Raw genomic sequence first — 13,299 nt, 5'->3', positions numbered from 1 at the left:
TTTTTTCTATAGCCTAGAACGTTTTTTAAATGAATGAAAGATTTTCTATCATTCCCATCCCCCCAGTAATAAAAAAAGAGGATACATGTTTGCTTTTACAACATGTATCCTCTACTTATATATTACGACTGCTGATAAGCCGCTTTCGATGATTTTACATAATAAACTGCATGATCCACATTAATAATATGATCTGGTTTTGGTTTACCACGGCCTGCTCTATGTCCAGCTAAATGTTCTTCACTTGTTTCCCAGTTTTTCCATGCTTCTTCAGATTCCCAGCGAATCATTACGACAACTTCTTCGTCGCCGCGTCTTACTTTTTTCACAAGAACACTTAAATCGATGAAGCCTTCAAATTTTTCAATAATACCTTCTCCAGTGAAACGTTCTACAACTATATTTGATGTACCTTCTTTTACTGTAAATGTTTTCGTTTCGATAAACATATATCCCACTCCCTCTTTGTTATACGAATACTAGTATTCTTCTATTATAATTGATTATGATAATTATTTTCAATTGTAAAGTTTTAATTTTTTGAATTATGCTGATTTCTTTTCTATCGCCTCATCTAAAAATTTGAAATATGGAAGTAACATCCCTATTAAAGATGTAACACATATAATTGCACCGATGATTACATATAGCGCTCTTACTCCCCACATTTCACTCAATATTCCCCCTACTAACACACCTAATGGCATAGCGGATCGTATAAAAAATAAACGCACTGAAAATACTTGTCCTATCATATTATTTGGGACGGTTTGTTGGCATATTGTCGTGTTATGAACATTGAAAAATGCAATACAAATCCCTGCTATTACTTCAATTATTATTGCAATGATAATACTATGATTGAACCCTAATGAAATGTATGTGAGTCCCCCTATAAACAATCCTCCGAGCATAAGTATACGCCGGCTTTTATATGTTACTTTTCCGACTAGTATAGATCCAACTACATAGCCAAGTGGGAATCCGGCCATAAAATAACCATATTCCGCATATCCCGCTGATAGCTCGTCTTTTATATAAGGAAGATTTGTGACCATCGTTACCCCAACTCCAAATTGCACGAAAGTAAGAAATATACCGAGCCAAACGATGATTGGTTTTGTGAAAAAATATGTAAAACCGTGAAGAAACTGTTCTAGCCACGTTTTCCGAATAGGTTGCGACGTTCTATTTTCTTTTATATAAAATAAGAAAGCACCACTAACAAATAGACAAATACATACGAAAGATAATGTAAGTTCTGTTCCAATCAAATGAATGACTACTCCGCCTAATACTGGCGCAAGAAACATCATAAGGCGATTCATTCCATCAATATACACATTTGCATCTTGAAGTTGTTCTTTCCCTACAATGCTCGGTGTAATTGCCTGACTCGCAGGTATATAAAGAGGTGTAATAAGTCCTACTACAATTTGAACAACATAAATGTGCCAAACTTCTATACTACCTGTAACTAGCATCACCAAAGGTAATAAGAATACGGACGCTCGTATCCATTGTGAACAAATCATAATCCACTTCCGGCTCCATTTATCAATAAATGGGCCACTTATTAATTGCAATATGAGTGATGGGATGAAATATAATAGCCACATACTACTTAAAGCCATTTCCGATCCTGTTAATTCATATACTAGAATTGAATTACATAACGTTCCGAAAGCCCCTCCTAATTCTGAGATTGCACTACCAATCCACATAAAAAAGAAAGAACGATTTTTCAATACACTCTTCACTATAGCTCACCAACTTTTCTCTTAAATTCCTCCCTTTATGTACATTCTTGTTGCATATTATCTATTCAAAAACGCTTCTAATTCTTTTGCTAACGACTGTACTGCTTTCTTCCTTAATACATATTTTCCGTCATGTATATCAACTAACTTCGCTGCACGTAACAATTTCAAATGATGGTGTACTGTCGATTTACCAAGCTGCAATCTTTCCGTTATTTCCTGTAAAGTACGTTCTTTTTCAAACAACATTTTTACAATTCGCAATCTCGCTTCATCCCCAAGAGCCTTATGTTTTTGAACTAAAAAATAATTCGGTTCATACGAATCTCCAGGATGAATGCTTTCATTCGCAACTGGATAATGAAATACTTTCGTATCTTCAATATCTGCTTCAATATTCCACGGTCTGTACGTCATTTGCGGAATAAGAAGTACGTGATGAACACTTGGCTCTGGCATATAGTTCACTCCGCCAGTCGCCCATTCGACAAACTCTTCCGGCTTCATCTTTTTATTCATTTCATTTTTTGCTTCATAATCTCGTTTTAATATAGAAAGTATTTCTTCTTCCTCTTTCTTAATTACACTCTCATACCAACCTGTCATAACAGCAATTAAATGAGATTTCAGCACTTGGACATCAACATCACATATAAAACGAATATACGTAGAGAAAAACTGATGTTCTTGTGTCAGTTCCATTAGTTCATGTATTGCAGTTACGTTTCCACTTGCCGCTAAAGTTCTTTTTTCTTGGTACTTCTCTCCTAAAAACGGTAAACATATATACTTCAAACCTTCTTCTGAAAGTAAATCAATTTTAAAATTAAACTGCGATAAATCTTGAAAATCCTCTTCATACAATAACTGAAGCAATGCTTTCCACGTATTATGTTCTTCTACAAACTGTAAGTGTTCTTCCATCTCATCTGTTAATGATTGTCTAATTCCTTTCCATTCACTTTCAGTCTTTTCAAGAGTATCGATTAACCTTTTATGAGTAATTGCTGCAATGCCAAGTGCACATTCGAAAAGTATCGAATATTTCACCTGAACGTTGTATGTTTCCCTCTTTTTACTCTTTATGTGATAGACCGCCATTTTTATCCCCTCCTTGTTTGCTATGTATTAAATTCTATTTTTATCGAATTTTACCTTCTATTCTTTTAGAATTTACAAAAATATAAATTAAACCACATTCATTCTAAATTAAGAAGAATAAGAGCTTTTTTATATACAAATAATAAAGCTCAAGGAGTGGTTGACATGCATTTCATATTAAATATGTTAGGGATTTTCGTTGTCATATTAATCGTTTTCTTATGTTCGCCTAATAAAAAACATATAAAATGGAGACCAATTGTAATCCTCATCATATTGGAGCTTTTTATTACGTGGTTTATGTTGGGCACCAAGCTAGGCAGTATTATCATTAATAAAATTGCGTCATTTTTCAGTTGGCTACTGGCATGTGCGAATGAAGGAATTCGATTTGCATTTCCTTCCGCTATGGACAGTCCACACATTGATTTCTTCTTTAGCGCGTTACTTCCTATCATTTTTGTTATCACGTTCTTTGATATTCTTTCTTATTTTGGAATCTTAACTTGGATTATTGATAAAGTAGGTGCAGTTATTTCAAAGATTTCTCGTTTACCAAAGTTAGAAAGTTTCTTTTCGATTCAAATGATGTTTTTAGGAAACACCGAAGCACTTGCGGTTGTTCGTGATCAATTATCTGTTTTAAAAGAAAATCGATTATTAACTTTTGGAATTATGAGTATGAGTAGCGTTAGCGGATCCATTCTTGGTGCTTATTTATCAATGGTTCCAGCAACATATATTTTCAGCGCAATCCCATTAAACTGTATTAACGCATTAATTTTAGCCAATGTATTAAATCCTGTGGAAGTTTCGAAAGAAGAAGACGTTGTTTACACACCTTCAAAACATGAAAAAAAGGATTTCTTTTCTACTATTTCAAACAGTATGTTAGTTGGGATGAATATGGTTATCGTTATTTTAGCTATGGTAATTGGTTATGTAGCTTTAACAGCATGTTTAAATGGGATTTTAGGATTTTTTGTAACGGGGTTAACAATTCAAAAAATCTTCTCCATTATCTTGAGTCCTTTTGCATTTTTACTCGGTTTATCAGGCAGTGATGCTATGTATGTAGCTGAATTAATGGGGATCAAAATAACGACGAATGAATTTGTTGCAATGATGGATTTAAAATCAAACTTAAAGTCGCTACAACCGCATACGGTTGCGGTTGCAACGACATTTCTAGCTTCTTTTGCTAACTTTAGTACAGTAGGTATGATTTACGGAACTTACAATTCATTATTTGGCGGAGAAAAATCATCAATCATCGGTAAAAATGTTTGGAAGCTTCTTGTTAGCGGGATGGCTGTTTCTTTATTAAGCGCTATGCTCGTTGGGCTATTTGTATGGTAAATAATTTTTATAATAAAAGACACCCAAGCCAATTGAGTGTCTTTTATTATTATTTTCGAATTTGTCCATTTCCACGAATCACATATTTTGTAGAAGTTAATGCTGGAAGCCCCATTGGGCCTCTTACGTGTAACTTTTGTGTACTGATACCAATTTCCGCTCCGAATCCAAATTCGGATCCATCTGTAAAACGAGTCGATGCATTATGATAAAGTGCCGCGGCATCTACAGAAGTAAAAAACTTGCTGACGTTTTCCTCGTTTTCAGTAATAATTGCTTCAGAATGCATAGATCCATACGTATTTATATGATGAATCGCTTCTTCAACAGTGGAAACCACTTTCACTGCTAGTGTAAGAGATAAAAATTCTGTCCCCCAGTCTTCTTCTGAAGCAAGTACAATTGAAGAATCCATTGCAAATGCTTTTTGATCACCACGTAGCTCCACGCCTCTATCCTTCAAAGAAGAAAACAACTCGCTACCATATTTCTCTGCCCACTTCTCATGAAGAACAATCGTTTCAATCGCATTACATACAGATGGACGCTGCGTTTTTGCATTTATAATAATATCCAATGCCATTTGTTTATCCGCTGTTTCATCAATGAAAATATGACAATTTCCCGCACCTGTTTCAAGTACTGGAACAGACGCTTCTCTCACAACAGTATCGATTAATTGTTTGCCACCTCTTGGAATAAGAACGTCTAGATAATCCTTCATTGTAAACAACTGCTTTGCGCTATCTCGCGTTGTATCTTCTATAAGCTGGACGCTTTCTTGAGGTAAGCTTGTTTGTTTGAGCGCCCTGTGAATAACGGCAACGATCGCTTTATTAGAATGAATAGCAGAAGAACTACCACGTAATATGACTGCGTTTCCTGTTTTCAAACAAATTGTAGCAGCATCCACTGTTACATTCGGTCTTGCCTCATAAATCATCCCAACAACACCAAGTGGTACGCGCATTTCCTGAATAGATAGTCCATTTGGCCTTTCCCATGCACTTACACATTCTCCTACAGGATCACGTAATTCAATTAGCTGCTTAATCCCTTCTGTCATATCAACAATACGCTGTTCATTCAGCATAAGGCGATCAAGGAGAGAATCAGAAAACCCTTTTGCCTTACCTTCTTCTATATCCCGTTTGTTTTCCTCTAAAATATAAGCTGTTTCACTTATTAATTGATTTGCAATTGCAGCAAGTGCTTCGTTTTTTTGATTTGTAGATTTTAGTACAAGTTCCCTAACAACCTCTTTTGCTTTTATCCCCTTTGCCAACACTTCATTCATTTTTATTTCCTCCTTTTTAAAGTGAAACCCAATGATCCCTATGGATGACTTCATAACTATGTCTCTCGCCTCTTACTTGAATATCTTGGCTTTGCATACCTTTTACATCTCTTAGTTCCTCTGCACTATATGTGCATTGTCCTTTTCCTATTACGCGCCCTTGTTGCGTTACAACCTCTACAACTTCACCCACTTGGAAAAATCCTGATACATTCGTAACACCAGCTGGAAGTAAACTCTTACCATGCTGAATGATGGCCGTAGCTGCCCCAGCATCTACTTCAATTTGTCCGCTAACAAGCGAATGCAAGGCAATCCATTGCTTGTTCATCTTCATTTCTTTTTGAGGAGCATTACCGACATACGTTCCATCACCCTTACCCTTCAAAACATCTACAAACTTTTCCTGTCCACGTCCTGTTCCGATAAATACACTCACACCAAGAGAGAGTGCTGTCTTTGCAGCATCGATTTTTGATTTCATACCGCCAGTCCCAAGTTTTGAGCCAGCATCTCCTGCAAGAGAAGAAATTTCTTCCGTAACTTCAGGAAGAAAATAATATTTTTTTGCATCCGCATTTTTCTGAGGATTTTTGTCATATAACCCGTTCACATCTGTAAAGATCATAAGCATATCCGCCGAAACAAGCCCGCTTACTAAAGCTGACAGCATATCATTATCACCGAACGTCAGCTCCTCTAAAGAGATGGAATCATTTTCATTAATAATTGGAAGAGCGGAACGGTTTAATAATTCTCCTAACGTAGCGTAAGCATTACTATACTGTTCTTTTCTAGAAAAATCACTTCTCGTCAACAAAAGTTGCGCAGTAACGATGCCATATTTACGGAATTCCTCCGTGTACGCCTGCATTAACAAACTTTGTCCGACAGCTGCTGCAGCCTGTTTCCCTTTAATCGTTACAGGTCTGCTAGGATATCCTAGCGCTGAAAAACCTGCAGCGACGGCTCCAGATGTAATTAACACAACCTCGTGCCCATCTTCTTTCAACCGAGCCAATGCGGCAACGTGATCTGAAAGCTGTTCTGTAGAGATGCCTCCGTGACTATCTGCCAAGGAACTACTCCCAATCTTTACAACAACTCGTTGTTTTTTCACTTTTTTATCCCCCAAGTCTAAAATCAAAGTTTTTTATAAATTACACTTCATTCACTTTGTAACTATATCTATTCTCATCAATGCTGCACTGAAGTATTTAAGAGCAAAATAAAAATGACCGCTTCGCCCTTAATAAAATAAAAAGGACGAAACGGTCATTGTTCCGCGGTACCACCTTAATTGATATACATAGATATCCACTTGGTGCCTATAACGCAGGCGAACGCCTAAACTTTCATTTAAGACTCAGGGATAGGTTCGATATATTCTATACGAGGAATCTTTCAGCCGGTGAATTCCACTCTCTTTCGCAAGAAGACATATGTACTAATTCCCTTCAACGATTTTCAATCTAATTTTTTTATATTATGCGATATAGTTCGATTCGGTGTCAAGAGGTATTTTTAAAAATAAATAGAGCCACAAGTTATTTGTATGAAATTATCGCCCTACTGAATGAAAATACAAAATGATATAAATTTAACTCATATTCATAAACATAAAATCTTAAATTATAGTGTATATATTTACATAATGTCGAATATAATTAATTTTTATCTTTTAGTGTTGCAAAAAGGAATATATTCTCTTAGAATGTTTCTTTATATTGCACAGGGATGTTATTCTTATTCTAAGAAAATAATATCAAACCGATATAATTGATTATAAAAGGAGCAAGATTGAGTTATTATGGATAAACAAATTGGATTCATCGGTTGCGGAAATATGGGAATGGCTATGATTGGCGGAATGATAAACAAAAATATAGTGTCTTCAAATCATATTATTTGTTCAGATTTAAACACTGCTAATTTAAAAAATGCTAGTGAAAAATATGGGCTAACTACAACTACCGACAACAATAAAGTAGCTAAAAATGCTGATATTTTAATTTTATCAATCAAACCAGACCTATACGCATCAATAATTAATGAAATAAAAGAAGTAATCAAAAACGATGCTATCATCATTACGATCGCTGCTGGGAAAAGTATTGAAAGTACTGAAAATGCCTTTAATAAAAAATTAAAGGTTGTAAGAGTAATGCCTAATACTCCTGCTCTTGTTGGAGAAGGAATGTCTGCATTATGCCCTAATGAAATGGTGACAGAAAAAGATTTAGAAGATGTACTAAACATTTTCAATAGTTTTGGTCAAACAGAGATCGTAAGTGAAAAATTAATGGATGTTGTAACATCTGTAAGTGGTTCTTCACCAGCTTATGTATATATGATTATAGAAGCGATGGCAGATGCTGCTGTACTAGATGGTATGCCAAGAAATCAAGCATATAAATTCGCTGCTCAAGCTGTGTTAGGCTCTGCAAAAATGGTACTAGAAACAGGAATACATCCAGGTGAATTGAAAGATATGGTTTGTTCTCCTGGTGGAACGACAATAGAAGCTGTAGCAACATTAGAGGAAAAAGGATTACGAACAGCGATTATTTCAGCTATGCAACGTTGTACGCAAAAGTCTGTTGAACTATCTGGTCAAACTAAAAAATAAAACTATAAAAGAGATTACGTTAGCTATGAATTCACATAATTTTAATTAAAAATTCACTACATGATAAACGGCCAAACTCATATAAAATTGAGCTTGGCCGTTCCGCTTTTTAATTATATTAAAATAATTTCATTCGAATCTTCTTTAAAGGTTCTGTTTTATCCCTTACCTATTCCCTACTATGATTGTGTAATTTTATTAGAAACTAATAATTTTTCAATGCATTTCGGTAACATATCTATTAGTGTTTCAAATGCGTAGTTTACATCTAGACGTTCTGTCCATTGATGTGCATCTTTTCCTACCGGCCCCATATTTAATACTGGAACATCAAACTCTTCTAATTCCTGAAGCGGAATTGAATAACCTTTATCCCATAATGGCATATTGTCTACAAGCGAACTCATTGAATCCAGTGGATACTGCAAGCCTACATAACTTAAATCTGAAATCCCCCCAAAATAATTTTGGTTTTCAAATGTAATTTTATGATTGTAGTGTGCATACTTTTCCATTTCTACAACTACCTCTTTTATTAAAGGATTGTTGCGTGAACTCACAGCTGGATAGTACGGCGGAGCGAAGAAAAGTACAATCATCGGTGCCTTTTCTTTACATAAAATCGCTAATTTATCTACTAAATCAATCGTTACCGCACGATCATCTTTATCTCCTCTATTTTTTATAATATTAGATTGAGTATGATTTATTTTTTCTCGTCCATGTTGCTCAATTGCATATGTGATAAGCTCTTCATAAGTTAATACATTTACTTTGAGATTAGGTGGTATAAATGGATTATATTTAGAAAAACGATATGCATGTTTTTCATACGACTCTTCTATTTTCTCTGCTACTTTCGTTACTTTTTGACGTAACAATGAAACTACATCTGTCATTGATTTTTCTAATAAAAACAAATTAAATAATGTAACTGCACGATGCGGAATTTGTACAGAATAATCCTCTTTTAAGTCCCTTTGAAGTAAGTTAGTTGGCGGAGGACTCGCTTCTCCTTCTACAATATCACAAAGGTCTGTGTTTAACTCTAATTCTGCTGTTATTAATGAAGCCATATAACTCCCATTTAAGCCTGCAAAAGGTTCACCTACATGTGTCTCTTTTCCATAGCAAAGAAAACCAGGTAACACTTTACCTATAGAGCCAGTGTAAATATACTTATTTTGGTCACCAGGATGTCTTGAAAACATAGGCTCTGAGTTTAAGACCGTTTTATAATCTAAGTTATGCTCTCTAGCTAAATCTAACAGTCTTGGAACAGCGGCCCTCATCCCTACAGAATTCACTTCTTCATCTGGTACAGCCAATAAAAGAACATTCCCATCGAATCTTCCTTCACATGCTTGTTCAATCATTGCCATTTGTAATGCTAGACCGCATTTCATATCCATTGTTCCTCTACCAAACAGCCATTCCCCATGTTCTATATCTTCACGTACATGGTCTGGAAGTTCATCTTTATGAGAATAAAACATAGATGTTAACTTTTTAGGATTAAATGCATCTTCTTTCCACACTCCGTAATCTTGTACATCTACAACATCAAAGTGACTTACTAGAATTACAGTATTTTTGGTACTATCGCTTTTCTTTACTAGTGCTGTAACAAAATATCGTCCGTCCCCTGTCGGATTTTTTTGTAAATGATGCGGGTTTTCTTTGAAGTACTGTAAATCAGATAACTGTTCCACAACAAAGTCTGGCAATATTACTTCAGCTTCTGAACCGGTAATACTAGGAATTTCAACAAGACTGCTTAATAATTGAATCAATTGTTCTTTTGATTGCCACTTTGACATATAAATCCCCCTATTTTTCCGCATTATGAAAACTAATTCCAATATATGAATAAAAAAAATGACGACAGCTATCAAAATTATAGTTCTGATGTACTGCCGATTTTTATTGATATTTCATGAGCCGCTTGTTTTACCTTGCTAATAAGAAAAGATAGTCGATCATCATTAATACGATGACTAATTAACCCAACACTTAATGCTCCTACTACTTTATGATTAAATTCGATAATAGGTGCAGCTACTGAAGCTGTCCCTTCTGTTTTTTCACCATAACTGACAGCATATCCTTCATTTTTTATTTGCTTTATTTGATTAAGAAGAATTTGCTTTTGTTCTGGTAATGAAGAAAGTAAATTTTCTACAATATGTTCCATTTCATTCGTTTTCATATTGGCAAGCATCGTTTTATTTGCGGCACCAATTGAAAGTGGAATTTGTTCCCCTAGATTATCGATAACTCGAATTTTTAAAGGACTATCAATTCTTTCAATGATAATAGAATGTGTTCCGTTTGGAATATTTAAATAGACACTTTCCTCCACTTCAGCAGCTAAACGTTTCATCACTTCTCTTGCAACAGATCTGTAGTCTACCTTCTCCAATTGACGTAACCCTATTTCCATCCACATTGGTCCAATTTTGTACTGTTTTGTCTCTGAAATTTGTGTAACTAACCCATGCTCCATTAAAGAGTTAAGTAATCTATGTACTGTACTAACCGGGAGATGTGTTCCATCAGCTATATCAGAAATAGCCCAATACTCTTTTTCATTTGTAGAATTCAATACTTTAATAATACTTATCGCTCGATCAATGGACTGTACCATAACTCGCCTCAACTTTACTCGTAATATGTTAGTATGCTTAATTAACTATCAATTTAGCAAACATTCGAAATGAAATCAATCTATTTATTTAATTTTCTAACAATAAAAACATATCACTAACAAAGAATTGAAAACGCAAACAAAAAAATATTGACTTTTCTTTTTAATTATCTGAAAATTATAACAAGATTTCGCATCACGGAATACATTCCATAATACGGAAAAACATCAAACTTTATTCTATCAACTATGAAAGTGAGGAAAACAATGGCGCAAGTAAGCAATACAAACAATGAATTAAAACGGACGATGAAAAGTAGACACTTATTCATGATTGCACTCGGTGGTGTGATTGGAACGGGGTTATTTAACGGATCTGGCTTTATTATAAGTCAAGCTGGACCTGGCGGATCCGTACTTGCCTTTATGGCCGGTGGATTATTAATGTATTTCGTTATGCTATGTCTTGGTGAACTTGCTGTAGCCATGCCTGTTTCAGGTTCTTTCCAAGAATATGCCACTAAGTTCATCAATCCTGCAACTGGCTTTACAATCGGATGGTTGTATTGGTTAAGCTGGGCGAATACGACCGGTCTTGAATTTACAACTGCCGGCATTACAATGCAGCGCTGGTTTCCTGATATTCCTGTTTGGGTTTGGTGTTTAATATTTGGCGTTACAATCTTCACTATTAACGCGTTATCTGCTCGTAGTTATGCAGAAACAGAATTTTGGTTTTCAAGTATAAAAGTATCTGCCATTATCGCTTTCATTATTCTTGGCGGCGCCGCTATGTTCGGTTTTATTGATTTAAAAGGTGACGAACCCGCTCCGCTATTATCAAATTTCGTAAATCATGGTGGTTTATTCCCAAATGGACTTGCCGCTATTCTTTTAACAATGGTTACAGTCAACTATTCCTTCCAAGGTACAGAACTTGTTGGAATCGCAGCAGGTGAAAGTGAAGATCCAGCAAAAACTTTACCTCGTTCTATTAGAAATATTATATGGCGCACAATGTTTTTCTTCGTCTTAGCAATCTTTGTTCTTGTTGCTTTAATTCCTTGGGAAGAAGCTGGATTAACAAAGAGCCCATTCGTTGCTGTTTTTGATAATATCGGTATTCCATATGCAGCTGATATTATGAACTTTGTTATTCTTACTGCTGTTCTTTCTGTTGCAAACTCAGGACTATACGCTGCTACTCGAATGCTTTGGTCTTTATCAAAAAACGAAATGGCTCCAGCCTTTTTAAAGAAATTATCATCACGTGGGATTCCTCTCAACGCTTTAATCATGACGATAGCTATTTCTGCTTTTTCTCTTTTGACAAGCGTAGTAGCTGCTGAAACTGTTTACTTGTGGCTCATTTCAATTTCCGGAGTCATTACCATTATTGTTTGGATGTCAATTTGTGTTTCTCAATTCTTTTTCCGCAAACATTATTTAGCAGACGGCGGAAAATTAGAAGACTTAAAATTTAAAACGCCACTTTATCCACTCGTACCAATTCTTGGTTTTGGATTGTATGGCATTATATTAATCAGTCTTATTTTTATCCCAGAACAACGACTTGGAATCTATTGCACTGTCCCATTTATCATCTTTTGCTACACTTACTATCACTTTAAAGTTAAGAAAAGAAATTCTACTAACACTCATAGTGAAACTAAAATTAGCGAGACTTCGTAATATTTGACGATACATAAAAGACCACACATGGCGTTTCACTTCATGTGTGGTCTTTTATCGTTCCTTCTCTCATTTCCCCCTACTATTGAAAGAATTATTTATAACACTTTAAGTTCTGGATTGCTCAGGTGAACTTTGGGTTGAAAAATGAGCATTTCTATACCTTTCCCGAAATTTCAAGTTCTGCTAATGATGTTGTAGAAAGTGTTAATGTAGTAAATACTATAATACTAACAATTACTATTTTTACTATTCATAAGTTGATGATTCTGCTTACTATTACTGTTTTGTTTTGATATATTTAATATATATTTAAAGACAGACAGGAGTTAGATACGATGATAAAAGGTTTTGGAGGAATATTTTGGAGAACTAAGAATCTTGAAGTTATAAAAAAATGGTACAGTGAAGTGTTGAAACTTGATATAGAAGATTGGAATGGAACTGTGATTAAACCCCAGTTAGGAAATGAGACCATCTTTTCTTTCTTTACAGAGAATGACAATTATTTTCCAAAAGAACAACAAGTGATGTTAAATTTCGAAGTACATAATCTAAACGAGACTATAAAGCATCTTGAGAATATTGGTGTACCTCTTGAGAAGAAAGAAGAAATCAGTGAATTTGGAAAGTTCATTTGGATTAAGGATCCTGAAGGTCGATTGATCGAACTTTGGGAGAAATAGTGGATTATACTTATTTACTATTAAGTTAACAGCTGCGTTAATATATCAAGGTAAATAAAAAAGTCGATTCCTTTAACTCTACAGGAAATCGATTTTTTTGTGGAGTTAAATTTCTTAGCTTTGTAAAT

11 protein-coding genes and 1 other annotated feature are annotated in these 13,299 nt (G+C 34.9%); of the genes, 4 read left to right on the top strand and 7 right to left on the bottom strand.

Going from position 1 to position 13,299, the window contains the following annotated elements:
• Nucleotides 1-122 precede the first annotated feature (122 nt).
• The 3 genes from hmoA to ACQRBL_RS15400 form a co-directional block, all read right to left on the bottom strand.
• The gene (gene hmoA / locus ACQRBL_RS15410) at nt 123-449 is read right to left on the bottom strand and encodes a heme-degrading monooxygenase HmoA (protein WP_000469496.1); all 327 of its coding nucleotides are present in this window, start codon (nt 447-449) and stop codon (nt 123-125) included.
• Between the two features lie 96 nt (nt 450-545).
• A complete protein-coding gene (locus ACQRBL_RS15405) occupies nt 546-1,760 on the bottom strand; it encodes an MFS transporter (RefSeq protein WP_078993823.1) in 1,215 nt (404 codons plus the stop codon).
• A gap of 57 nt (nt 1,761-1,817) precedes the next feature.
• Nucleotides 1,818-2,861, bottom strand: coding sequence for an ArsR/SmtB family transcription factor (locus tag ACQRBL_RS15400; protein WP_097920629.1), 1,044 nt, complete (start codon nt 2,859-2,861; stop codon nt 1,818-1,820).
• A gap of 165 nt (nt 2,862-3,026) precedes the next feature.
• Here ACQRBL_RS15400 and ACQRBL_RS15395 point away from each other — a divergent pair, with 165 nt between their 5' ends.
• Nucleotides 3,027-4,220 (top strand): NupC/NupG family nucleoside CNT transporter, encoded by a 1,194-nt coding sequence (locus ACQRBL_RS15395; RefSeq protein WP_411995930.1) that lies wholly within the window; start codon nt 3,027-3,029, stop codon nt 4,218-4,220.
• A 49-nt stretch (nt 4,221-4,269) separates the two neighbouring features.
• On the opposite strand, the gene proA is transcribed toward ACQRBL_RS15395, so the two are convergent.
• Entirely contained in the window at nt 4,270-5,517 is a 1,248-nt protein-coding gene (gene proA / locus ACQRBL_RS15390; RefSeq protein ID WP_001006625.1) for a gamma-glutamyl phosphate reductase, read from the bottom strand.
• Between the two features lie 16 nt (nt 5,518-5,533).
• Nucleotides 5,534-6,637 (bottom strand): glutamate 5-kinase, encoded by a 1,104-nt coding sequence (gene proB / locus ACQRBL_RS15385; protein WP_006924529.1) that lies wholly within the window; start codon nt 6,635-6,637, stop codon nt 5,534-5,536.
• Between the two features lie 139 nt (nt 6,638-6,776).
• Nucleotides 6,777-6,987 (bottom strand) — a binding site (T-box leader).
• A gap of 340 nt (nt 6,988-7,327) precedes the next feature.
• On the opposite strand from proB, the gene proC reads away from it, so the two are divergent.
• Entirely contained in the window at nt 7,328-8,146 is an 819-nt protein-coding gene (gene proC / locus ACQRBL_RS15380; protein WP_000360722.1) for a pyrroline-5-carboxylate reductase, read from the top strand.
• A 179-nt stretch (nt 8,147-8,325) separates the two neighbouring features.
• Here proC and ACQRBL_RS15375 read toward each other — a convergent pair whose 3' ends face one another.
• Nucleotides 8,326-9,990, bottom strand: a complete 1,665-nt coding sequence (locus ACQRBL_RS15375; protein ID WP_141526209.1) for a M20/M25/M40 family metallo-hydrolase — start codon at nt 9,988-9,990, stop codon at nt 8,326-8,328.
• A gap of 53 nt (nt 9,991-10,043) precedes the next feature.
• Entirely contained in the window at nt 10,044-10,793 is a 750-nt protein-coding gene (locus tag ACQRBL_RS15370; RefSeq protein WP_411995931.1) for an IclR family transcriptional regulator, read from the bottom strand.
• A 267-nt stretch (nt 10,794-11,060) separates the two neighbouring features.
• On the opposite strand from ACQRBL_RS15370, the gene ACQRBL_RS15365 reads away from it, so the two are divergent.
• Complete coding sequence (locus tag ACQRBL_RS15365) at nt 11,061-12,485, top strand: amino acid permease (protein WP_000079995.1); 1,425 nt, start codon at nt 11,061-11,063, stop codon at nt 12,483-12,485.
• A gap of 338 nt (nt 12,486-12,823) precedes the next feature.
• A complete protein-coding gene (locus ACQRBL_RS15360; protein WP_000589590.1) occupies nt 12,824-13,171 on the top strand; it encodes a VOC family protein in 348 nt (115 codons plus the stop codon).
• Nucleotides 13,172-13,299 lie beyond the last annotated feature (128 nt).

Origin of the sequence: Bacillus sp. AF62 (assembly GCF_050312695.1) — a bacterium.
Lineage (GTDB): Bacteria > Bacillota > Bacilli > Bacillales > Bacillaceae_G > Bacillus_A > Bacillus_A cereus.
The sequence above is the reverse complement of the archived record's forward strand: the minus strand, read 5'-3'. Positions and strand labels throughout refer to the sequence as shown.

Bases quoted from the DNA above. Each gene is read 5' to 3' on its own strand.
- ACQRBL_RS15370 (WP_411995931.1), bottom strand. From the start codon at position 10,793: ATGGTACAGTCCATTGATCGAGCGATAAGTATTATTAAAGTATTGAAT.
- proA (WP_001006625.1), bottom strand. From the start codon at position 5,517: ATGAATGAAGTGTTGGCAAAGGGGATAAAAGCAAAAGAGGTTGTTAGG.
- ACQRBL_RS15375 (WP_141526209.1), bottom strand. From the start codon at position 9,990: ATGCGGAAAAATAGGGGGATTTATATGTCAAAGTGGCAATCAAAAGAA.
- ACQRBL_RS15360 (WP_000589590.1), top strand. From the start codon at position 12,824: ATGATAAAAGGTTTTGGAGGAATATTTTGGAGAACTAAGAATCTTGAA.
- ACQRBL_RS15365 (WP_000079995.1), top strand. From the start codon at position 11,061: ATGGCGCAAGTAAGCAATACAAACAATGAATTAAAACGGACGATGAAA.
- proC (WP_000360722.1), top strand. From the start codon at position 7,328: ATGGATAAACAAATTGGATTCATCGGTTGCGGAAATATGGGAATGGCT.
- ACQRBL_RS15400 (WP_097920629.1), bottom strand. From the start codon at position 2,861: ATGGCGGTCTATCACATAAAGAGTAAAAAGAGGGAAACATACAACGTT.
- hmoA (WP_000469496.1), bottom strand. From the start codon at position 449: ATGTTTATCGAAACGAAAACATTTACAGTAAAAGAAGGTACATCAAAT.
- ACQRBL_RS15395 (WP_411995930.1), top strand. From the start codon at position 3,027: ATGCATTTCATATTAAATATGTTAGGGATTTTCGTTGTCATATTAATC.